The following is a 21,978-nucleotide window of genomic DNA, read 5'->3' as shown; positions in this document are numbered from 1 at the left end:
AACTTCCGTCCGGTCGCGGCGGCCGGCGGCCGGCGGCTGGGGTCGGCGGTGGCCTGCGGCGACGGCGGCCGGCAGCGGCGGCCGCTGGCGGGGGTCGGCGGCGGTTGTGGTGGCGGCAGTCGCGGCGGCGGGGCGCTGCGGCGCTTGGCGGCGGGCCTCAGTCGCCCGGCGGGCCGCCCAGCCGCCGCTCGATGCGGTCGAAGGCGGCGGCCAGCCTGCCGCGGCGATAGGTCAGCCCCTCATAGACGGCATAGGCCCGGCGCGCCCAGCCGACATACAGGCCCGGCCGCCCCAACGCCGCCGACAGCCGCGCCATGCGGTGCGACCAGGCGCTGATCGCGGCGCGGGTGCGATAGACGGCGCGCCTGCGCACAGGCAGCCCCGCGGCGGATGGCGCGACCCGCTTGACCGGGCGGATGCCCCGGCGCGCCCAGGTCAGCCGGTAAGCCAGCCCCTCGCGCCGCTGGCGTAACCCGGCCGCCTGCGTGTCCGCGACGAAACCCGCGTCCACCGGCGACAGCTCCAGCCGGCCGTCGGCGATGCCCGCGTCGATCAGCGCCTGTATCCGGGGGGCGCGCACGATCACCACGTTGGTGCCGCGCCCGTCCGAGGAATAGGGTTCCACCCAGGCATCGCCAAAGCTGACGTCGGCCGTCTCGGCCACCACGTCGTCGCAGAAATTGCAGGCGCTGTTCTGGAAATATCCCGCGCCCCAGTCGCCGTCGGCCAGGTTCCACCAGTCGCGCACCGCAGTCGTGCCGCCGTCCAGCGTCAGTTCGGCGGTATAGACGTTGGCGGGGCGCGCCGTGTCCTTGCGGCGGTATTCGACGGCCCGCACCCGGCCCGGATCGACGCCCATCTGCCACGCGAAACTGGTGACGAAACGCGCGCTTTTCATGTGCCCGCAGAACAGCCCCAGCGTGACCGCGATGCGTTCGTCCAGCACCGCGTCCTGCGCGCGGGCCAGATGCACCGCCTTGATGAAGCAGGGGATGCCGATCACCGCATAGCGCCCGGGCACTGCCCGCACCTCGTCCAGCACCTGCGCCAGATGCACGGGATGATACCGCGACCGCGCCCCCGCCATCAGCGCGTCGGCCGTGCGCGCGATGCGATAGCCGAAGAACGGCTGGCCCGGCCCCCCCTCTGCCCCCGCCGGATGGACGTGCAGCACGCCGTCGATGTCGCCGCGGGCCATCAGCTCGGCCGCGACCCATGTCGTCAGCCCGCCGGAACTGCCGCGTTCGCGGAACGGCGGCTGCGCCACCGCGCCCACGTGGCACGAGATATGGCGCCCGATGCGGCCGTCGTGCAGGGGCGCGTCGGGGAACCGCGCGGCGGCGATGGCATCCTCGTTCGCGGCGGCGGGCGAGAACGGGCAGCGGGCGGAAAACCCGGCGTCGGGGGTGGACAGCCACGCGGGCGCGCCCTGCGGCCGGATCTGGCCGTATCCGTCCCAGCCCATGCCCACGCCCCGGTCCGCCCGCCCCACGGCGCACGACCCGCAGCCGATGCACAGCCCCGACCGGATGATCTGGCGCGGGCTGACGACGGGTGGGGCGGCGGACAAGGCGGGCGGCGGGGTGACGGTAGGGGCGACCCGAGGCGCGGGGGGCGGGACGGGGGCGGACGCAGCGGCGGGCGAGGCGACGGCAGGCGCGGCGGGCGAGGAGGCGATAGGCGCGACCAGCGGGGCTGCGAGCGAGGCGACGGCAGGCACGGCGGGCGGGGCGGGCGTGACAGGCGGTTGCGCCGTCATGCGGCCAGCACCTTGTCCAGCCACGACCATGATTGCGCGCGCAGCGTCGCCAGCCGGTCGGCCACTGCGGGCGACGCGGGTTCCGCCAGCAGCGCGTCCATTCGCGCGGGGTCGTCGTCGGAAAACGTCAGGTGCCGTTCCGCCCCCAGCAGCGCGGTCAGGTCGCGCACCTTGTTCCAGCGGTAATCGGACGGCGCGCAGGCCAGCGGGCGGCCGTTCACCAGCGCAAAGCAGCAGCCGTGGAAATAGGTCGTGGCGACCGCGGCCGCGCCCGCGACCAGCGCCGCGAACTCGGCCGGGCCCGCGTCCAGCCGCTGTTCGTCGGCCCAGTCGTTGCGATACCCGACGCTGAGCGTGCGCAGCCCCCGCCGCCTTGCGGCCGCCTGCACCCGGTCCGCGAACCAGCCGGGCAGGTGGTGCCCATAGACCAGCACATACCCCGCGCCCTCGGCGGGCGGGGGCGAGACATGCGGCGGCGACAGCAGGACCGGGTCCAGCACCAGCGCCGCGTCCAGCCCCGCCGCCTCGCGCACCAGGCGCAGGCTGTTGGCGTCGCGCACCGACACCGCGTCCAGCCCCCGCAGCAGCCCGGCCTGATGCGCGGGGATGCCCCAGTCGGCGTCGTGGTTGCCGAAGCTGGCGGCATAGCTGGCGACGCGGGCCGCGTTCAGCCCCGCGCCCCAGAACAGCGGCTTGCCGCCATACCACGGGTGGCGCAGGTTGAAGACCTCGTCACTGCCGATCAGGGCCAGGTCGACGGCGGGCATCAGACCCGGCTGGTCCAGCGGAAACGGGTCCGACAGCGGCAGGTCGGCCTGCGCGGCCGCGAACCGGCGCAGCTTGGCGCCGTAAAGCCGCAAATCGGCGCGGCTGCTGCGTTCGGGCGCCTGCGGGTTGAAGGCATAGCGCCACTCGGCCGAGGTGACGGCGCAGGACCGGTGGTCCAGCAGCACCGCGTCATGCCCGCGCGCCGCGATCGCCTGCACCAGGCAGCGCGCCTGCCAATAGCTTCCGTAATTGATGCAGCGGTGAAAGGTCAGAACGCCTATGCGCATCGCAAACATTCCCTTGTCCGGGGCGGGGCGGCGCGGGCGGCCCCGGCGGGCGGGCGCCGTGCTGCGCGCCGCCGTCACGCACGGTTGAACCAGCCGCGGCGGCGTTCGTCCAGCCTTGAGGCATCGCCGGGGCCAAGGGTGCAAACTATGTCAAGCCGGGAAACCCGCGCGGCCCCGGCGTGTTGGGCTGCGTCCCCGCCCGCCCGGCGATCCTGCCCGGCGGGTCTTTCACCGACGGAGTCGATCATGGCGCTGATGAAGAACATCGAGACCCTGCAGGATCTGTATGTCCACACGCTGCAGGACATCTATTACGCCGAGAACCAGATCACCAAGGCGCTGCCCAAGATGATCTCGAAGGCGACCGACCCGACGCTGAAGCAGGGCTTTGAACAGCACCTGCAGGAAACCCTGAACCACGTCACGCGGCTTGAGCAGGTGTTCGGGATGCTGGGCCTGTCGCCCAAGGGCGTGGATTGCCCGGCCATCGACGGCATCATCAAGGAAGCCGACGAGACCGCGGCAGACATCGCCGACAAGTCGGTTCTGGACGCGGCGCTGGCCGCATCGGCGCAGGCGGTCGAGCATTACGAGATCACCCGCTATGGCACGCTGATCGCATGGTCGCGGGAACTGGGCCGCGACGACGCCGCCGCGGTGCTGCAGCAGAACCTGGCCGAGGAATACGCTGCCGACGAAAAGCTGACCAAGGTCGCCGAGGCGCGCCTGAACCGCGCCGCGCAGTGATGTGAGGTCAGGCAGGCCCCGGTGCGCGGGCCTGCCGATCGGCGGCCACGGTTCCGACGGCGTTCGTCGGGGGGGATGCGTCGGCCCGTCGCCGAAGGCATGGGCACCGGCTATTTCGGCCGTGATTGCAGTTCGAGAACGTTCCCCTCGGGGTCGGTCACATAGACCCAGGTCAGCCTGGCCCCGGCCGCGTTCGTCAGCGTCACCACCTCGCCCACCGGCGCGCCGCCGGCGGCAAGCACCGCCTCGCGCGCGGCGGGCACGTCGTCCACCACGAACGCGATATGTCCAGATCCCGGCCGGTTGACCGCGATCGGGGATTTTTCCTGCATGATGTTATAGTTGAAGATTTCAAGCGTGGGCCCCTGATCGCCGTGGCCCGGCAGGCGCAGATGTGTTTCCCCCCTGTGCGGCACCGGCACGGTGCGATTTGCGGGGCCATTATACATCGTCGGCGGACAAACGCAGCGCAGGTTCTAAACAGGCGGCGTGACCGCCCGTCCTCGCGCAGCGGCCGGCTTCGTGCTGCTGGCCCTCAGCGGCCGTAGATGCGATCCAGCACCCGCGCCACGTCCGCCAGCCGCCCTGCCTGGGGGTCATGGCCCGCGCCCTGCGCCAGCCGGGTCAGCCAGTCCACCGCGGCGCGGCCGCCCCAGTCGTCGGGCAGGGCGGTCAGGGGTTCCTCGCGGATGTGGTGGTGGCGGGCGGCGATCAGGTCGTGGAACGATCCGTCCACGTTGCGCAGGCTGGCCCCGCCTTCGGTGCCGAAGAACTCGGCCGCGATCACCGCCGGGCGGCCCGCCTGCAGCCCCCACGAACAGCCCAGACGCACGACCGTCCCGCCCGCCAGATCAAGGGTGGCGACGGCGTAATCCTCGACCTGCGCCGCGGGGTCGGCCAGCGGCGCGCCCTTGGCGTAAAGGCGGCTGTCGACGGCCCGGACCTCGGGCCAGTCCAGCGCCCACAGGGCAAGGTCGACCATGTGGACGCCCAGGTCGATGACACAGCCGCCGCCCGACAGCGCCGGGTAATAAAACCACGGCTTGTCCGGCCCCCAGGCGTTGTGGAACAGCAAATCCACGCCGAAAACATGTCCCAGCGCGCGTTCGGCCAGCAGCCTGCGGATGGCGACCATCCCCGCCGTGTGGCGATAGGACAGGTCCACCCCCAGCAGCCGGTCGGCGCGCCGGGCGGCGGCGACGACGGCCGCGACCTCGGGGGCGGTGCGGCCAAGCGGCTTTTGGCAGAACACGGCCTTGCCCGCGTCCAGCGCGGCGATGGACTGGGCGGCGTGGGCGGCGCTGGGGGTCGCGATCACCACCGCGTCGATGTCGGGGCCAAGCAGCGCGTCCAGCCCGTCCACCCGCCGCGCGCCGGGGGCCAGCGCCAGCGCCTCGGCCGCGCTGGCGTCGTCGGGTTCGGCCACCGCCACGATCTGCGCCAGCCCGGTCGCGGCCAACGCCGCCATGCGATGCCGCCCGATCCAGCCGGTGCCAAGGAAACCCAGCCGCGGGCGGGTCACGGCGCAGCCCCCGGTGCGGCCCGACAGGGGGCGGGACAAGGGGCCGGGCGAGTGGCCGCGTGCGCCGCCGGGCGAGCGGCCGGGGGCGGCGCGAGGAGAGGAGCGGGACGAAGGGCAGGGCGAGCGGTCGGGCGAGGGATCAGGCGCGCGGCCGGGCGGGCGGCCCGGCGAGGGGCCGGGAAGGCGGCCCGGCGAGACATCGGGCGAGCGGCCGGGAAAGGGATCGGACAGGGGGCCGGGCGAGGGGCCGCGCCCCCCGGCGTGCGCGCGGCGGGGTTAGAAGCCAGACGAGCCGCCGTGCCAGCGGCAGTTGGGTGCGCAGCTGGGCGGCCGCCCGCGTGCGCCGCCGGGCCAGCGGCAACGTGCGCCGCTGGGCGGCCGGCCGCGTGCGCCGCCGGGCCAGCCGCCGCGTGCGCCGCCGCGCAGGCGACCGTCGCGCCTGACGGGGCGATGCGTCGCGGTCTCACAGCCGCACCCACGCCTTGACGAAGCCGCCCGGCTTGTCGCGCGTCGCCGCCAGCGCGTCGCCCAGCCGGTCCAGCGGATAATCCCCGCTCAGCAGCGGCGACAGGTCCAGCCGCCCCGCGGCCAGCGCATCGACCGCCGCCCGCAGCCCCGCCACGCGGACGCCCGGGTCGCGTTCGTGGGCGCTGGCGATGTCGATGCCCTTCCAGTTCCACATCTGCATGTTCACCTGCCGCGGCCCGTCCTGATGATAGCCTGCGATGACCAGACGCCCGCCCTCGGCCACCAGTTCCCCCGCAAGGTCCAGTGGCCACTGCTTGCCCACGCATTCGATCACCCGCTCGGCCATGCGGCCGCCGGTCAGGCGCTTCACGTCCTCGATGATGCGCCAGTGGTCGTCCATGACCACCGTTTCGGCGGCCCCCATCCGGCGGGCGAGGTCCAGCGTCCCGGCCCGGCGTGACACGGCGATCACCCGTGCCCCCGCGTCCGTGGCCAGCCGCGTCAGGATCGCGCCCAGAAAGCCGATGCCGACGATCGCCACGGTCTGGCCCGCCCGCACGTCCGAGCGCGCGAAGATGTTCATGGCGCAGGCCACGGGTTCACCCGGCACCGGCATTCCGTCCAGGGACGGGGGCAGCGGCACCACCATGTCGGCCCGCGCGACGTCGTATTCCGCATAGGACCGTTCCGTCAGCGCCGTGACCCGCTGGGCCAACGACAGCCCCTCAACCCCCTCCCCCAAGGCGGCAATGCAGCCCCAGCCCTCGTGCCCCATGCCGCCCGGCGCGCCCGGCCATGTGGACCACGGCTGGCCTTCCCAGGGTTCCACGTTGGACGCGCAGACGCCGCAGCCCTCAAGCCGGATCAGCACCTCGCCCGCGGCGGGCTGCGGCACCGGCACCTCGGCCACGGAAAACCGCTGCGGCCCCTCAAGGACCGCCGCGCGCATCGTCGGGGTCATCTGCCGTCCCCCGGAACCGACCGGCCCGCCGGCCCCTTGTGAAGGGCGTGGTTGGCGAGGATGCGATGCAGCGACAAGACCCCGTTCCCCCCGGCGACGGCATAAAGGAACAGCTGACCAGCAACATCCTGCGGCTGGTCAGGCGACGCCGCGAGGAGGACGCCCGCGCCTCGCCCAGCGACCGCATCGCCGGGGCGATCACCCGCGTCGCCGGGTCGATGACCTTCATCGTGCTGCACATCGTCTTTTACGGCGGGCTGCTGCTGGTGCTGACGGATCTGATCCCCGTCCCCGTTGCCTTCGGCGACGGGCTGGGGCTGATCGGGTCGGTCGCGTCCACCGAGGCGATCTTCCTGTCGTTGTTCGTGCTGATGAACCAGCGGCGCGAGGAGCAGCGCGCCGACAGCCGCGCCGATTTCACCCTGCATGTCAGCCTGCTGACCGAGGATGAGCTGACCAAGCTGGCGACGGTCATCCACCGGATGGCCGAAAAGCTGGGCGTCGAGATCGACCAGCAGGCAGCCGACGAGGTCGAGAAGAACGTCGATCCCGAACAGGTGCTGGACGCGCTGGAAAACGTCGCCGGGGACGGCGGCGCCCCCGGCCACGGCGCGCCCCCTCACGGCGCACCCCATCACGACGCGGGCACCGGCACGGCGTCGGCGATGAAATCCTCGACCGCCGAATAGGCGTCGTCGTCGTTCATCTGCCGGGGCGGGTGCTTGCAGAACCAGGCCGCCGGGGCCTCGACCGGGCCGGCCAGCCCGCGGTCCAGCGCGATGCGGGCGCAGCGGATCATGTCGATGGCGACACCGGCCGAGTTCGGGCTGTCCTCGACCGACAGGCGCAGTTCCAGGTTCATGGGGACGCCGCCGAACAACTCGCCCTCCATCCGCAGGAAGCAGACCTTGTTGTCGTTCTGCCAGGCGACGTAATCGGACGGGCCGACGTGGATGTTCTCGTCCGCGATGCGTTCGGCGGCGACGGCCTGCACCGCCTCGGTCTTGGAAATCTTCTTGCTGACCAGCCGCGCGCGGTTGGTCATGTTCAGAAAGTCGGTATTGCCGCCGGTGTTCAGCTGATAGGTGCGGCACAGCTTGACCCCGCGGCGGGCGAACAGGTCGGTCAGGACGCGGTGAACGATGGTCGCGCCCATCTGCGCCTTGATGTCGTCGCCGATCACCGGCAGCCCGGCTGCGCGGAACCGTTCCGCCCAGCCGGGGTCGGACGCGATGAACACCGGGATGTTGTTCACGAACGCGCAGCCCGCCGCCAGCGCGCATTCGGCATAGAACTCGGTCGCGCGCTGGCTGCCGACGGGCAGATAGTTCATCAGCACCTGCGCCCCGCTGTCGCGCAGCGCGGCCACGACCTGGTCGCGGTCGGGCTCGGGCGCGTCGGCGGGGGCAAAGGTCCGCGCCTCGGGGTGGTCGGCCATGTGTTCGGCCACGCCGTCCAGCAGGGCCCCCATGCGCACGACGGCCCCTGTCGCGGGCACGTCGGGGGCAAAGACCGCGGTGCAGTTCGGGGGGGCAAAGATCGCCTGCGCCACGTCCAGCCCGACCTTGCGCCGGTCGATGTCGAACGCGGCGACGATGCGGATGTCGTCGGGTCGGTATCCGCCCAGTTCCGCGTGCATCAGCCCCGCCGCCTGATCGTTGCGGCCGCGGTAATGGGCAAGGCCCTGCACCAGCGAGCTGGCGCAGTTGCCGACCCCGACCAGCGCGACGCGGATCGGATCGGGCGAGATGGGCGAGGGCGCGTTCATGGGCTGACTTTCACAGGGCCGCTTTCAGGCGGCGGACTTCACAACGCCGGGGCGGGCTGTCGGGCGGGCTGCGCCGCGGCGGGCACGCAAGGCGCATAGCGTTCGATCATCGCCGCGCAGAAATGCGCGAATTGCTGCGGATCATGCGGCGGGCTGGTGTGATGCGCGCCGGGGCCGAGATGCTCGGGCGTGAAGCAGAAGGTGACGGTGGTGTCGAAATCCGCCAGCGCCTCCATCTGCCGGTCGAACCAGCCCAGCGCGTCGGGGCGGAAGCTGTCGGCCCAGGACAGGCCGGTCCGCAGGTGGCGCACGCCCAGCCGCTTCATCCAGGCGACGGCATCGTCCAGCCGCGGGTCGTGATAGTGGAACCACTGCATCAGGCCCATGTCGGCGGCATGGGGGGCATAGGCGTCCAGCCCCGGCTTGGGCGTGCCGTCGGCGCGGATCAGGCCCATGTAGAAATGGCGGTAGTAGGACGAGCCTTCCGCCTCGCGGTGCCGCGTCGTCGCGCCCCATTCCTGCGGCAGGTCGAACAGCGAATACCAGAAGATGCGCGGCACCCGGCCGACCAGCAGTTCGGCGGTCTTCTGCACGCCGAAGACCTGCACCTCCTCGGCGCCGAAGGAACCCACGCCCACTTCCGTCACCCAGACGGGCTTGGTCGTCACGGCCTCGATTTCCGCCACCTTGGCGGGCCAGTCGTGGATCGACCACAGATTCCAGTCCAGCGGGAAACCGTGGACCGCGACCACGTCCACGTGGTCCAGCGCGCCGTGGCCCTGCATACGCTGCACCCACAGCGGGTCGATCGGGGACATGCCGCCGAGGACGCGGGTCACGGCCGGGTTCGCCGCCTTGATCGCCTGCCCCGCAAGCGTCACGCATTGGCCAAAGCGCGACCAGTCCGGGTCAAGCTCGGGATCCCAGTGCGACTTGTTGTTCGGCTCGTTCCAGATCATCGCGGCTTCGATCAACGGGCAGGCTCCTCGTCGGGATGGGCGGGGTCGGAACGGGCGGGGTCGGAACGGGCGGGGTCGGAACAGGCGGGACCGCGGGCGGGATAGACCGCCGCGGGTCCGTATCGGGCAAACGGCACCGGGGCCGTGCGGCACAGATAGACCTCATCGGCGGGGCCGGCGTCCACCGCAAAGCCCGCAGCGCGCAGCATCGCCTCGACCCCCGCGCGGTTCGGCACCCACCAGTTGGTCCAGTCGCCCGCCCAGTGCCGTTCGACAAAGGCCATGCGGGGATAGTCGGCGTCCTGGAAATGCGCGTCGTCGGCAAAGTCATAGTCGTCGGCGACCTGCGCCACGCTGTCCGGCCCGCGGGTCAGCGTCTGGAACAGCATCAGGTCGCGCGCCACATGCTCGCGGATCAGGTCCAGCGCCAGCAGCGGGTGGCGCAGGTGGTAAAGCACCCCCATGAAGATCACGAGGTCGAAGCGTTCCCCCAACGCGGCCACGTCATAGACGCCCATCTGGCGGAACTCGACGCCGTCCTGCCCCAGCACCTGCGCCGCAAGGCGGGCCTGCGCCAGATAGCGGTCGTCGCTGTCGATCCCCAGCACGCGGGCCGCGCCCCGGCGGCGCATCTCGAAGCTGTAGAATCCGGCGTTGCAGCCGATGTCCAGCACCGTCCTGCCGGTCAGGTCGTCGGGAAGCAGATGCGCAAAGCGGGCGAACTTGTCGGCCGGGTAATTGCCCAGGAAATGCGCGGGGGCGGTCTGCACCCCGTTCAGGTCAAGGTTGTGGAACCACGGGCCGATGCGTTCAACGTCGCGGGCGATCTGCAAAGGGGTCACGTTGCTGTCCATCATGCCTGCCCGTTCAGGGTTAGGACATGGAACGAACCCTGTCCATGCGCGCGCAGCCAGCTGACGGAACCGGGGTTGATGTCGAATCGCAGCATGTTGTCCAGGTCCAGTCCAAGCGCACGGGCGGCGACGCCGCGGATGACGTCGCAATGGGTGACGCACAGGACCGGCCCCGCGTTCCCTTGCGCCAGCAAGTCCAGATGCGCCGCCGCGCGGGCGACCGCGGCGGCCATCGTCTCGCCCCCCGGTGTCGGCGCGTGGCCGCGGGCGGTGTTCCAGCGGTCCCATGCCGGGTCGCCGTCCAGATCGGCAAAGCGCGCGCCGGACCACGCGCCAAAGTCGATCTCGTCCAGTGCGGGCGCCGGGGCGGGCGTCAGGTTCAGCGCCGCGCCGATGATCGCGGCCGTTTCCACCGTGCGGCGGCGCGGGCTTGTGGTGATCGTGGCGATCCCGCGCCCGCCCAAGCGCCGCGCCAGCGCGGCCGTCTCGGCCCGTCCCGCGGCGTTCAGCGCCACGTCGCGGGTCCGCCCGCTGAGCCATGTGCCCAGATCGTCATGCGCGCCGTGGCGGACCAGTCCGATCAGGACGGTCATCGCGGCGTGTCCGCGCGCGCCGCCGTCAAGCAACAAGGAGGATGAAGAAGATGGAACCCAACTCTCATGACGGGTTTACATCATGGCATTGAGAGGACTTCAATTTCTCAAGGAACAGACGGGGGACGGCTTGGAAAAGGTTCTGATCACCGGCGGCGCGGGTTTCATCGGCCGCTTCGTCACCGACGAGCTGCTGGCGCGCGGCCATCAGGTCCGCGTGCTGGACGCGCTGATCCCGCAGGTGCATGGCGAAGGCGGCGCCCGCCCCGCTGCGCTGAATGCCGGGGCCGAGTTCATCCACGGCGACGTCCGCGACGCCGACGCCGTGACCCGCGCGCTGAAGGGCGTGGACAGCGTCGTGCATCTGGCGGCCGAGGTCGGCGTGGGCCAGTCGATGTACGAGGTCGAGCGGTATACGTCCACGAACGACGTCGGCACCGCCGTCCTGTTCGAGAAGCTGATCGACAACCCCGTGCGCCGCGTCGTCACCGCGTCGTCGATGTCGATCTATGGCGAGGGGCTTTATCGCGACGCCGACGGCGCGCTGGTCGAGGATGCCGAGCGCGTGGGCATCCGCGACGGGCTGAAGCAGTGGGAGCCGGTGGACGCGCAGGGCCGCCCGCTTGCCCCCGTGGCCACGCCCGAATGGAAGCGCCCGAACCTCGCGTCGATCTATGCGCTGAACAAATACGTGCAGGAACGCACCACGCATATCATGTCCGCCCCCTATGGCATCGAAGGGGTCTGCCTGCGGCTGTTCAACGTCTTCGGCCCGGGTCAGGCGCTGTCGAACCCCTATACCGGGGTTCTGGCGATCTTTGCCGCGCGCTACCTGAACGGGCAGGCGCCGATGATCTTCGAGGATGGCGAGCAGCGGCGCGATTTCGTCCATGTGTCGGACGTGGCCCGCGCATTCGCGGATTCGCTGTCGCTGCCGCAGGCGGCGGGGGGCACGTTCAACATCGGTTCGGGCCACGACCGTTCCGTGACCGAGGTCGCGCAGGAACTGGGCCGCGCGATGGGGCGCAACGACCTGGAACCGCTGATCGTCGGCAAGGCCCGGATCGGCGACATCCGCCATTGCTTCTGCGACACGACGCTTGCCGCCGAAAAGCTGGGCTTTACCGCGCGGACCGACTTCCGCGAGGGGCTGGCGGAACTGGCCGAATGGGTGGCCAGCCAGACCGCCGTGGACCGGGTGGAACAGGCGCGCGCGGAACTGGACAAGCGCGGGCTGGTGGCATGAGGCCGACCGACCCAACCGCCGATCCGCGCCCGGTGCTGGTCACGGGCGGCGCGGGGTTCATCGGATCGAACCTGGCCGACCGGCTGGCGGCGGACGGGCACCGCGTCGTCGTTTATGACGCGATGAGCCGGCCGGGGGTGGAACGCAACCTTGCATGGCTTCAGTCCCGCCACGGCGACCGGATCGAGCATGTGCAGGCCGACATCCGCGACGCCGCCCGCATGGCGGCGGCCGCGCGGGACGCCAAGGTGGTGTTCCATCTGGCAGCCCAGGTCGCCGTGACGACCAGCATGGTTGAACCCGCCCTGGACATGACGGTCAACCTGATCGGCACCATGAACCTGCTGGAGGCGCTGCGCGCCAAGGGCGACGGCACGCCGCTGGTCTTCGCGTCGACCAACAAGGTTTATGGCGATCTCGCCGACCTGGACTTTGTGCTGGCGGGCGAGGCTTACCAGCCCACCGACGGCGACGTCCGCGCCCACGGCATCGGTGAATCCCGCCCGCTGGATTTCCACACGCCCTATGGCTGCTCCAAGGGCGCGGCGGACCAGTATGTGCTGGACTATGCGCGCAGCTTCGGCGTGCCGACCTGCGTCCTGCGGATGTCCTGCATCTATGGCCAGCGCCAGATGGGGACCGAGGATCAGGGCTGGGTCGCGCATTTCCTGATCCGCGCGCTGAAGGGCCAGCAGATCACCCTGTTCGGCGACGGCTGCCAGGTCCGCGACATCCTGGACGTGTCGAACGCGGTCGAGGCGTATCTGGCCGCGTGGGCGCGCATCGACGGCGTGGCGGGCCGCGCCTTCAACCTTGGCGGCGGGCCTGCGAACGCGGTCAGCCTGCGGCAGCTGCTGGGCTTTGTGGGCCGGATCATCGACCGCCCTGCGGACATTGCCTATTCCGACTGGCGCGCGGGCGACCAGCGGTATTTCGTGGCCGACACCCGTGCGGCCGAACGGGCGCTGGGCCTGTCGCCCAAGGTGGACTGGCAGGAGGGCGTGACGCGGCTGGCGCAATGGCTGGCGGACGAGGGCGGGATCAACCTGCCCGTGGGCCGCCCGCTGGCCCAGTCGGCATGACCCCGCCCGCATGGCCCGCGCGCAGGAGCGGCCGGCCATGAGGACGCGCCTGCTGATGACCGCCGATGCGGTGGGGGGCGTCTGGCAATATGCGCTGGAACTGGCCGCCGCGCTGGACGCGCAGGTCACGCTGGCGGTGCTGGGGCCGCCCCCCGACGCGGACCAGCGCGCGGCGGCGGCACGGGTGCCGGGGCTGCGGCTGGTGGACACCGGCCTGCCGCTGGACTGGCTGAGCGACGGGCCCGCCCCGGTGCTGGCGGCGGGGCGCGCGCTGGCGCGGCTGGCTGCCGACACAGGCGCCGACCTTGTCCATCTGAACGCGCCCGCGCTGGCTGCCGTGCCGATGGGGCTGCCGGTGGTGGCGGTGAACCACGGCTGCCTGGGGACATGGTGGGATGCGGCGGGCAAGGGCGCGGTGGATCCGGCGCTGGCGTGGCTGCCCGACCTGATCGGGCAGGGGCTGCGGGCGGCCACCCGCACCGTCGCGCCGACCCGCGCCTATGCGGCGCAAACGCAGCGCCGCTATGGGCTGCCGGCACTGCCGGCGGCGGTCCACAACGGCCGCACCGCCCTGCACCTGTCCCCGGGCCAGCCCTTTGCCGGGGCACTGACAGTCGGGCGGCTGTGGGACGAGGTCAAGAACACCGCCACGCTGGACGCCGCCGCAGCCCTGCTGGACGCGCCCTTTGTCGCCATCGGGGCGTTGACCGCGCCGCACGGGGCGACCGTCGCGCCGCGCCACCTGCGCGCCACCGGCCCGCTGCCCGCCGATGCGCTGGCGGGGTGGCTGGCCCGCCGGCCCGTGTTCGTCAGCGCCGCACGGTTCGAGCCGTTCGGCCTTGCCGTGCTGGAAGCCGCGCAGGCGGGCTGCCCGCTGGTGCTGTCCGACATCCCGACGTTCCGCGAGCTGTGGGACGGCGCGGCAAAGTTCGTCGCCCCCGACGACGCGCCGGGCTTTGCGGCGGCCGTCGCCGCGGCCCTCGCCGACCCGGCCCGCCGTGCCGCGCAAGGGGCGCGCGCGCGCGACCGGGCCGCCCGCTACACCCCGGCCGCGACCGCCGCCGCCATGACCGCCATCTACCGCGACGCATTGACCACACGGACCCGGGCCGCATGAAGATCGTCTATTTCACCCACTCGCTGCAGTCCTGCTGGAACCACGGCAACGCCCATTTCCTGCGCGGCGTGCTGCGCGAACTGGCGGCCCTGGGCCACGCGGTCCGGTCGCTGGAACCGAAAGCCTCGTGGAGTCTTGAGAACCTGCTGCGGGACCACGGCGAGGCAGGATTGGAACGATTCCATAGGCATTACCCGGACCTGAGGGTCGAAACCTATGCCGCCGACGCCGATCCGGCGGCGCTGGCGGGCGACGCCGATCTGGTCATCGTGCATGAATGGAACGACCCCGCGCTGGCCACCCGGCTGGGACGGGCCCGCAAGGCTGGCGCGTCGTTCCGGCTGCTGTTCCACGACACCCACCACCGCGCGGTCAGCGAGCCGGACGCGATCCGCGCGTTCGATTTGTCCGGGTTCGACGGCGTGCTGGCCTTTGGCGAGACGCTGAGCGAGGTGTATCGCCGCTGGGGCTGGGGCGACCGCGTCTGGACGTGGCACGAGGCCGCCGACACCCGGCTGTTCCATCCCCCGGCGCAGGAAGGCGCGCGCGAGGGCCTCGTCTGGATCGGCAACTGGGGCGACGGCGAGCGGACGGCGGAGCTGGAAAGCTTCCTGTTCCGCCCGGCCCGCGACGCGGGCCTGCCGCTGGATGTCCACGGCGTCCGCTATCCGCCCGAGGCGCTGGCGACGCTGGCCGCCTATGGCGTGCGCTATCACGGCTGGGCGCCCAATGCCGCCGCGCCGGAAATCTTCTCCAGCCACATGGCGACGGTCCACGTCCCGCGCCGGTTCTATACGACGATGTTGCCCGGCATCCCCACGATCCGCGTGTTCGAGGCGCTGGCCTGCGGCATCCCCCTCGTCTCCGCCCCGTGGAGCGACAGCGAACACCTGTTCCGCCCCGGCGACTTCCTGTTCGCCAAGGATGGCGCGGAAATGACCGCCCACCTGCGCGCCCTTGCGCATGACCCCTGCCTGCGCGCCTCGCTTGTGGCCCGGGGGCTGGACACCATCCGCGCCCGCCACACCTGCGCCCATCGCGCGCGGGAACTGCTGTCCATCGCCGCGACGCTCGGCCTGCCTCAAGGAGCCTCTGCGGCATGAAGATCGCCTTCTACGGGTCCAGCCTGCTGTCGTCCTATTGGAATGGTGCTGCCACCTATTACCGTGGCGTGCTGGGGGAACTCGCGAAGCGCGACTACCGGATCACCTTCTACGAACCCGACGCCTTCGACCGGCAAAAGCATCGCGACATCGACCCGCCCGACTGGTGCCGGTCCGTGGTCTATCCTGCGACGGAAGAGGCCATGCGCGGCGTGCTGGCCGAGGCCGCCGACGCGGATATCGTCGTCAAGGCCAACGGCGTCGGCGTCTTTGACCGCGAGCTGCTAGAGGGCGTGATCGCGGGCGCGAAACCCGGCGCCCTGAAAATCTTCTGGGACGTGGATGCGGCCGCCACGCTGGACGAGATGCGCGCCGACGACAGCCATCCCGTGCGCCGGGCGCTGCCCGGCCTTGACATGGTGCTGACCTATGGCGGCGGCCCGCCGGTGGTGGACGCCTATCGCGGGTTTGGTGCGAAACTGTGCGAGCCGGTCTATAACGCGCTCGACCCCGCCACGCACCATCCCGCGCCGGCGGATGCGCGCTTCGCCTCGGACCTCGCCTTCCTCGGCAACCGCCTGCCGGATCGAGAGGCGCGGGTGGAGGAGTTCTTTCTGAAACCCGCCGCGATGCTGGCCGACCGCAGCTTCCTGATTGGCGGGAACGGCTGGGAAACCAAGCAGATGCCGGGGAACGTCCGCCACTTGGGCCACGTTTATACGACCGAACACAACGCCTTCAACTGCACCCCGCTGGCGGTCCTGAACGTCGCCCGCGACAGCATGGCGAATGTGGGCTTTTCCCCCGCCACCCGCGTCTTCGAGGCGGCGGGCGCGGCCGCCTGCCTGATCACCGACGCATGGGAGGGGATCGAGCAGTTCCTGACCCCCGACGCCGAGGTTCTGGTCGCCCGCGACGGGCAGGACGTGGCGGATCACCTGTCAACCCTGACCCCCGAACGGGCGCAGGAGATCGGGCGGGCCGCGCTGGCCCGCGTCAAGGCCGAACACACCTATGCCCTGCGCGGCGCGCAGGTGGACGCGCTGTTCAAGGCCCATGCGCGCCAGCTTGAGGAGGCGCGGGCATGAAGCTGGTCGTCCTCGGCCTGTCGCTGTCGTCGTCCTGGGGGAACGGCCACGCCACCACCTTCCGGGCGCTGCTCAAGTCCTTTGCCCGGCGCGGGCACGAGGTGCTGTTCCTGGAACGCGACGTGCCCTGGTATGCCGGGCAGCGCGACCTGAGCGACCCCGACTGGTGCCGGCTGGCGTTCTATGCCGACCTGCCCGGCCTCGACCGCTGGCGCGACCAGATCGCGCAGGCGGATGCGGTGATCGTCGGCAGCTATGTCCCCGACGGGGTCGAGGTCGCCCGCCGCGTGCAGGACTGGGCGCAGGGCACCACGGCTTTCTACGACATCGACACGCCGGTCACGCTGGCCAAGCTGGAACGCGGCGACCACGAGTATCTCTCGCCCGAGGTCATCCCCGGCTTCGACGTCTACCTGTCCTTCACCGGCGGCCTGACGCTGCGGCATATCGAAAACCGCTATGGCGCGCCGATGGCAAGGGCGCTCTACTGCTCGGTCGATCTGGACCTTTACGGCCCGCGCGACGTGCCGACCCGCTGGGATCTGTCGTATCTGGGAACCTACAGCGACGACCGCCAGCCCACGCTGGACCGGCTGCTGCTGGAACCCGCCCGTCAGCGCCCCGATCTTCGCTTTGTCGTCGCCGGGCCGCAGTATCCCGCCGGCATCGACTGGCCCCGGAACGTCGAGCGGATCGAGCATTGCCCGCCCGCCGACCACGCCGCCTTCTACTCGGCCAGCCGCTTTACCCTGAACGTGACGCGGGCCGACATGATCCGGGCGGGCTGGTCGCCCTCGGTCCGCCTGTTCGAGGCGGGGGCCTGCGCCACCCCCATCATCTCGGACCGCTGGGGCGGGATCGAGACGCTGTTTCAGCCGGGGGCCGAGATCGCGCTGGCCGACACTGCGGCCGACGTGCTGGCCGCGCTGGACACCGACGCCGCCGTCATGGGCCGCGCCGCCCGCGCCCGGATCGGGGCCGCGCATTCGTCCGATCACCGCGCGGCGGAACTGGAATCGCATCTGACCGAGGCCGCGGCCGCCCGTGCCGCGGGGACTGTTACCGACAACCGAACACGCACGGCCACAGCATAAGCGGCCGCACCTGAAGGGGGAGACAGCCATGACCCATCCGACCCGCATCACGTCCCTGACCCGCCATCCTGAAGGCGGGCGCAAGCTGAACGTGGTGGCCGGGGGGGCGGGCTTCATCGGCTCGCATCTGTGCCGGGCGCTCCTGGACCGGGGCGAGGGGGTGCTGTGCCTCGACAATCTGCAGACCTCGCGCCCGTCGAACCTGTCGGCGCTGACCGGCGATGCGGCGTTCACCTTTCTGCGTTACGACATCACCCAGCCCCTGCCCGCGCCGGTGCTGGCCGAGGCGCCGCGCATCACCCGTGTCTGGAACCTGGCCTGCGCCGCATCGCCGCCGCTGTATCAGAAAGACCCCGAACACACGATGCTGACCAACGTCGTCGGCACGAACAACCTGCTGCATCTGGCCGAGGCGGCGGGCGCGCGGTTCCTGCTGACCTCGACCAGCGAAGTCTATGGCGACCCCGAGGTGCATCCCCAGCCCGAGGATTACCGCGGCAATGTCAGCAGCACCGGCCCCCGCGCCTGCTATGACGAGGGCAAGCGCGCGGCCGAGGCGCTGACCTTCGACTATGGCCGGGCCGGGCGCGTGCGGGTGCGCGTGGCGCGCATCTTCAACACCTATGGCCCCAACATGGACCCGCGGGACGGGCGCGTCGTGTCCAACCTGATCTGCCAGGCGCTGCGGGGCGAGGCGCTGACGATCTATGGCGACGGCGCGCAGACGCGCAGCTTTTGCTATGTCGCGGATCTGGTGGCGGGGCTGATGGCGCTGATGGACGCCGACATCGACGGCATGGCGCCGGTCAACCTTGGCAATTCGGCGGAAATCACCGTGCGCGAGCTGCTGGACCAGATCGTCGCGCTGACCGGAACGCAGGCGGGGGTGGAACATCGCCCGATGCCGGTGGACGATCCGCGCCGCCGCCGCCCCGACCTGCGCCGCGCCGCCGACCTGCTGGGCTGGGCGCCGCGCGTGTCCCTGGCCGAGGGGCTGGCCGAGACGTGGGCCTGGTTCGCCGCCGAACTGCAGGGCGAAATCAGGGCCGCGCCCGCGCAGGCCGCCGAATAGCCGCGCCGTGCGACCGGCGGGCGCGGTCATGACGGACGCCGATCCCTGGACGGCGGCCATGCGGCGCGGCGACTTTCCCGCCGCGTGGGACATCGCGGCGGCCTCGCTTGCCGCGCGCGACCCGCGCACCCGCGACGACCCGCGCCTGCCCTATCACCTGCGCTGGGTCTGGGACGGGCGGCCGTTCGATGGGCGCAACGTGCTGGTGCGCTGTTATCACGGGCTGGGCGACACGCTGATGTTCGCCCGCTTTCTGCCGCTGCTGGCCCGCCGCGCGGCAAGCGTCACGGTCGAGATGCAGCCCGCGCTGATCCCGCTGTTCCGGGGGTTTCCGGGCATCGACCGGCTGCTGCCGTTCGACCCCGCCCGGCCAGCGCCGCCGCAGGACTGCGACATCGAGATCATGGAGCTGGCGCTGGCCCTGCGCGCGCCCCCCGACCGCGCGCCCCCGCCTTATCTGCGCGCCGCGCCGGCCCCGCTGCCAACGGGCACGCTGGCGCTGTGCTGGCGGGCCGGGGACTGGGACGCCCGCCGGTCCATCCCCCAGGCGCTGTTCGCGCCGCTGTGCGACCGCCCGGCGGTGACGCTGGTGACCGCGCCCACCGCGCTGCCGGTCATGAACCCGCAGGGCTGCCCGGTGGACATGGTGCGGACCGCCGGGCTGGTCGCGGGGGCCGCGCTGGTCGTCACCGCGGACACGATGGCCGCGCATCTGGCGGGGGCGCTGGGCCGGCCGGTCTGGCTGCTGGCGCCGCACGATCCCGACTGGCGCTGGCCGGTGACGGGCGACCGCTCGCCCTGGTATCCGGCCATGCGGGTCTGGCGGCAAGGCGCGCCCGGAGACTGGGCGGGCGTGATGGCGCGGGTCGCGGCGGCCCTGGACCGGCCCCGCACGCGGGAAAGGACGGCATGACGACGAACCCCACCCTGCCGATGGCGCCCGTGTCCTGGGGCGAGCTGATCGACAAGATCACCATCCTGGAAATCAAGGCCGACCGCATCGCCGACGCGCCCGCGCGGGCCAATGTCGCGCGCGAACTGGCGCTGTTGCAGGGTGTCGCGGCGCCGGTCATGGACCATCCCGGTCTGGGCGCGCTGGTCGATCGCCTGCGCGCCGTCAACCTGGCCCTGTGGCGGATCGAGGACGACATCCGCGGGAAAGAGGCGCGAGCCGAGTTCGACGCCGCCTTCGTCGAGCTGGCGCGGGCGGTCTATCTGACCAACGACGACCGCGCCGCGATCAAGCGCCGGATCAACACCGCCCTGCGGTCGGAACTGGTCGAGGAAAAGTTCCACGCCCCTGCGGCGGGTCAGCGGGGCTGAGGTCAAGCGCAGGCCGCCGCAATGTTCATCGGTGACGTAAATCGGAACGCCGATGCACCATCGCTTGACACAACTGAACAGAGGGCACATCGTCTGACTGTCCCCTCGCCACAGGTCCGCCATGTCCACCGACCCGCTGCTGCAACCCTACCGGCTGAAACACCTGACGCTGCGCAACCGGATCATGATCACCAGCCATGAACCGGCCTACCCGGAAGACGGGATGCCCAAGGACCGCTATCGCGCCTATCACGTCGAACGGGCGCGGGCGGGCGTGGCGCTGACCATGACGGCGGGGTCGGCGGCGGTCTCGCGCGACAGCCCGCCGGTGTTCAACAACATCCTCGCCTGGAAGGACGAGGTCGTCGGCTGGATGCGCCGGCTGGTGGACGAATGCCACGACCACGGCGCGGCGGTGATGATCCAGCTGACCCACCTGGGCCGGCGCACCCGCTGGGACAAGGGCGACTGGCTGCCGGTGCTGGCGCCGTCCCACGAACGCGAGGCCGCGCACCGCGCATTCCCCAAGCGGATCGAGGACTGGGACATCGCCCGCGTCATCCGCGACTTCGCCGATGCCGCCGAACGGATGCAGGCCGCGGGCGTGGACGGGATCGAGCTTGAGGCCTATGGCCATCTGCTGGAACAGTTCTGGTCGCCGCTGACCAACGACCTGGACGCGCCTTGGGGCGGCAGCCTGGACAACCGGCTGCGGTTCACCTTTGACGTGCTGCGCGCGATCCGCGACCGCTGCGGGCCGGACTTCATCGTCGGGCTGCGCTATACCGGCGACCAGCGCCAGCCCGGCGGCATGACGGCGGCCGAAGGGATCGAGGTGTCGCACCGGCTGAAGGCCAGCGGGCTGGTCGATTTCCTGAACGTGGTGCGCGGCCACATCGACACCGACGCAGGGCTGACCGACCTGATCCCGGTGCAGGGCATGGCGTCCGCCCCGCATCTGGATTTCGCGGGCGAGATCCGGGCGGCGACGGGGGGGTTCCCGACGTTCCACGCGGCGCGCATCCCCGACGTCGCCACCGCCCGCCACGCCATCGCCAGCGGCAAGCTGGACATGGTCGGCATGACCCGCGCGCACATGGCCGACCCGCATCTGGTCCGCAAGGTGATCGAGGGGCGCGAGGATGACATCCGCCCCTGCGTCGGCGCGAACTATTGCCTGGACCGCATCTATCAGGGCGGCATGGCGTTCTGCCTGCACAACGCCGCCACCGGGCGCGAGGAGACGATGCCCCACGCCGTCCCCCGCGCGCCCTTTCCGCGCCGCATCGCCATAATCGGCGCCGGGCCTGCCGGGATGGAGGCCGCGCGCGTCGCCGCCGAACGCGGCCACGACGTCACCGTGTTCGAGGCCGCGGACCGCCCCGGCGGGCAGGTCCGCCTGACCGCGCTGCAGGAACGGCGGCGCGAGATGATCTCGATCATCGACTGGCGGATGGCGCAGTGCGAAAAGCGGGGCGTCCGCTTCCGCTTCAACACCGTGGCGGACGCGGCCGAGGTGCTGGCGACGGACCCCGACGCGGTGATCGTGGCGACCGGCGGCCTGCCGCATACCGACGTGCTGGGCGCGGGCAACGATCTGGTCTGTTCCGCCTGGGACATCCTGTCGGGCGACGTCAAGCCGGGCGCCAGCGTCCTGCTGTTCGACGACGCGGGCGATCACGCAGCCCTGCAGGCCGCCGACGCCGTCGCGGCGACGGGTGCCGCGGTCGAGATCGTGACCCCGGACCGCAGCTTTGCGCCCGAGGTCATGGCGATGAACCTGGTCCCCTATATGCGCAGCCTGCAGCGGCGCGACGTGACCTTTACCGTGACCTGGCGGCTGCTGTCGGTGGCCCCGGACGGCAACCGCCTGCGCGCGGTGCTGGGGTCGGATTACGGCGACATGACGCGCGAACGGCTGGTCGATCAGGTCGTGGTCAACCACGGCACCCGGCCGCTGGACGAGCTGTATTTCGCGCTGAAGCCGTTGTCGTCGAACCTGGGCGAGGTCGATCACGAGGCGCTGACCGGCGGGCGGCCGCAGGACGTCGTCCGCAACCCGGGCGGCCGGTTCCAGCTGTTCCGCATCGGCGACGCGGTGGCGGCGCGCAACACCCACGCCGCGATCCACGACGCGCTGCGGCTGGTCAAGGATCTCTAGCGGGCC

General features: G+C 71.5%; 21 protein-coding genes. 12 read left to right on the top strand and 9 right to left on the bottom strand.

Going from position 1 to position 21,978, the window contains the following annotated elements; all coding sequences use genetic code 11:
* Positions 1 to 157 precede the first annotated feature (157 nt).
* Together EPA64_RS06125 and EPA64_RS06120 are read right to left on the bottom strand one after the other, a co-directional pair.
* Positions 158 to 1,759, bottom strand: coding sequence for a Coenzyme F420 hydrogenase/dehydrogenase, beta subunit C-terminal domain (locus EPA64_RS06125; protein ID WP_134725347.1), 1,602 nt, complete (start codon positions 1,757 to 1,759; stop codon positions 158 to 160).
* Positions 1,756 to 2,814: a polysaccharide pyruvyl transferase family protein gene (locus EPA64_RS06120; protein WP_134725346.1), complete on the bottom strand. Its 1,059-nt coding sequence runs from the start codon at positions 2,812 to 2,814 to the stop codon at positions 1,756 to 1,758. Before EPA64_RS06120 ends, EPA64_RS06125 begins: the two co-directional genes overlap by 4 nt.
* Positions 2,815 to 3,060: 246 nt before the next feature.
* Between EPA64_RS06120 and EPA64_RS06115 the strand changes: the two genes are divergently transcribed.
* Positions 3,061 to 3,561, top strand: coding sequence for a YciE/YciF ferroxidase family protein (locus EPA64_RS06115; RefSeq protein WP_134725345.1), 501 nt, complete (start codon positions 3,061 to 3,063; stop codon positions 3,559 to 3,561).
* Between the two features lie 110 nt (positions 3,562 to 3,671).
* Here EPA64_RS06115 and EPA64_RS06110 read toward each other — a convergent pair whose 3' ends face one another.
* The 3 genes from EPA64_RS06110 to EPA64_RS06100 all read right to left on the bottom strand — a co-directional run bounded on the left by EPA64_RS06110 (position 3,672) and on the right by EPA64_RS06100 (position 6,512).
* The gene (locus EPA64_RS06110; RefSeq protein WP_167626597.1) at positions 3,672 to 4,010 is read right to left on the bottom strand and encodes a VOC family protein; all 339 of its coding nucleotides are present in this window, start codon (positions 4,008 to 4,010) and stop codon (positions 3,672 to 3,674) included.
* A gap of 86 nt (positions 4,011 to 4,096) precedes the next feature.
* Complete coding sequence (locus tag EPA64_RS06105; RefSeq protein WP_134725344.1) at positions 4,097 to 5,083, bottom strand: Gfo/Idh/MocA family protein; 987 nt, start codon at positions 5,081 to 5,083, stop codon at positions 4,097 to 4,099.
* A gap of 463 nt (positions 5,084 to 5,546) precedes the next feature.
* The gene (locus EPA64_RS06100) at positions 5,547 to 6,512 is read right to left on the bottom strand and encodes an MDR/zinc-dependent alcohol dehydrogenase-like family protein (RefSeq protein ID WP_246026635.1); all 966 of its coding nucleotides are present in this window, start codon (positions 6,510 to 6,512) and stop codon (positions 5,547 to 5,549) included.
* 65 nt (positions 6,513 to 6,577) lie between these two features.
* Here EPA64_RS06100 and EPA64_RS06095 point away from each other — a divergent pair, with 65 nt between their 5' ends.
* Positions 6,578 to 7,201 (top strand): DUF1003 domain-containing protein, encoded by a 624-nt coding sequence (locus tag EPA64_RS06095; protein ID WP_134725343.1) that lies wholly within the window; start codon positions 6,578 to 6,580, stop codon positions 7,199 to 7,201.
* Here EPA64_RS06095 and EPA64_RS06090 read toward each other — a convergent pair.
* Genes EPA64_RS06090 through EPA64_RS06075 form a run of 4 tightly spaced genes read right to left on the bottom strand, consistent with a single transcriptional unit; the run spans position 7,147 to position 10,686 of the window.
* A complete protein-coding gene (locus EPA64_RS06090) occupies positions 7,147 to 8,280 on the bottom strand; it encodes an inositol-3-phosphate synthase (RefSeq protein WP_134725342.1) in 1,134 nt (377 codons plus the stop codon). The genes EPA64_RS06095 and EPA64_RS06090 overlap by 55 nt on opposite strands.
* A 38-nt stretch (positions 8,281 to 8,318) precedes the next feature.
* On the bottom strand, positions 8,319 to 9,254 hold the full coding sequence (locus EPA64_RS06085; RefSeq protein WP_134725341.1) for a glycosyl hydrolase: 936 nt from the start codon (positions 9,252 to 9,254) through the stop codon (positions 8,319 to 8,321).
* Positions 9,251 to 10,096, bottom strand: coding sequence for a TIGR04290 family methyltransferase (locus EPA64_RS06080; RefSeq protein ID WP_134725340.1), 846 nt, complete (start codon positions 10,094 to 10,096; stop codon positions 9,251 to 9,253). Before EPA64_RS06080 ends, EPA64_RS06085 begins: the two co-directional genes overlap by 4 nt.
* Positions 10,093 to 10,686, bottom strand: coding sequence for a histidine phosphatase family protein (locus EPA64_RS06075; RefSeq protein WP_134725339.1), 594 nt, complete (start codon positions 10,684 to 10,686; stop codon positions 10,093 to 10,095). The genes EPA64_RS06080 and EPA64_RS06075 overlap by 4 nt, the downstream gene beginning before the upstream one ends.
* A 130-nt stretch (positions 10,687 to 10,816) precedes the next feature.
* Between EPA64_RS06075 and EPA64_RS06070 the strand changes: the two genes are divergently transcribed.
* From EPA64_RS06070 to hpbA, 10 genes are all read left to right on the top strand, one after another.
* The gene (locus EPA64_RS06070) at positions 10,817 to 11,932 is read left to right on the top strand and encodes an NAD-dependent epimerase/dehydratase family protein (protein ID WP_134725338.1); all 1,116 of its coding nucleotides are present in this window, start codon (positions 10,817 to 10,819) and stop codon (positions 11,930 to 11,932) included.
* On the top strand, positions 11,929 to 13,014 hold the full coding sequence (locus EPA64_RS06065; RefSeq protein ID WP_246026634.1) for an SDR family NAD(P)-dependent oxidoreductase: 1,086 nt from the start codon (positions 11,929 to 11,931) through the stop codon (positions 13,012 to 13,014). The genes EPA64_RS06070 and EPA64_RS06065 overlap by 4 nt, the downstream gene beginning before the upstream one ends.
* Before the next feature lie 37 nt (positions 13,015 to 13,051).
* A complete protein-coding gene (locus tag EPA64_RS06060; protein WP_134725336.1) occupies positions 13,052 to 14,131 on the top strand; it encodes a glycosyltransferase in 1,080 nt (359 codons plus the stop codon).
* Positions 14,128 to 15,234 (top strand): CgeB family protein, encoded by a 1,107-nt coding sequence (locus EPA64_RS06055; protein WP_134725335.1) that lies wholly within the window; start codon positions 14,128 to 14,130, stop codon positions 15,232 to 15,234. The genes EPA64_RS06060 and EPA64_RS06055 overlap by 4 nt, the downstream gene beginning before the upstream one ends.
* Positions 15,231 to 16,322, top strand: a complete 1,092-nt coding sequence (locus EPA64_RS06050) for a CgeB family protein (RefSeq protein ID WP_134725334.1) — start codon at positions 15,231 to 15,233, stop codon at positions 16,320 to 16,322. Before EPA64_RS06055 ends, EPA64_RS06050 begins: the two co-directional genes overlap by 4 nt.
* Complete coding sequence (locus tag EPA64_RS06045; protein WP_134725333.1) at positions 16,319 to 17,416, top strand: CgeB family protein; 1,098 nt, start codon at positions 16,319 to 16,321, stop codon at positions 17,414 to 17,416. Before EPA64_RS06050 ends, EPA64_RS06045 begins: the two co-directional genes overlap by 4 nt.
* Before the next feature lie 28 nt (positions 17,417 to 17,444).
* Positions 17,445 to 18,488 carry an NAD-dependent epimerase/dehydratase family protein gene (locus tag EPA64_RS06040; protein WP_134725332.1) on the top strand — a complete coding sequence of 348 codons (1,044 nt, stop codon included), beginning with the start codon at positions 17,445 to 17,447 and terminating at the stop codon, positions 18,486 to 18,488.
* A 28-nt stretch (positions 18,489 to 18,516) separates the two neighbouring features.
* Entirely contained in the window at positions 18,517 to 19,401 is an 885-nt protein-coding gene (locus EPA64_RS06035; RefSeq protein WP_220443711.1) for a glycosyltransferase family protein, read from the top strand.
* The gene (locus EPA64_RS06030; RefSeq protein WP_181953503.1) at positions 19,398 to 19,811 is read left to right on the top strand and encodes a DUF6165 family protein; all 414 of its coding nucleotides are present in this window, start codon (positions 19,398 to 19,400) and stop codon (positions 19,809 to 19,811) included. Before EPA64_RS06035 ends, EPA64_RS06030 begins: the two co-directional genes overlap by 4 nt.
* Positions 19,812 to 19,932: 121 nt before the next feature.
* Positions 19,933 to 21,972 carry an N-methyl-L-proline N-demethylase HpbA gene (gene hpbA / locus EPA64_RS06025; RefSeq protein WP_134725331.1) on the top strand — a complete coding sequence of 680 codons (2,040 nt, stop codon included), beginning with the start codon at positions 19,933 to 19,935 and terminating at the stop codon, positions 21,970 to 21,972.
* Positions 21,973 to 21,978 lie beyond the last annotated feature (6 nt).

This window comes from Paracoccus luteus (assembly GCF_004522155.1).
In the GTDB taxonomy this organism is placed as follows: domain Bacteria; phylum Pseudomonadota; class Alphaproteobacteria; order Rhodobacterales; family Rhodobacteraceae; genus Paracoccus; species Paracoccus luteus.
The sequence above is the reverse complement of the archived record's forward strand: the minus strand, read 5'-3'. Positions and strand labels throughout refer to the sequence as shown.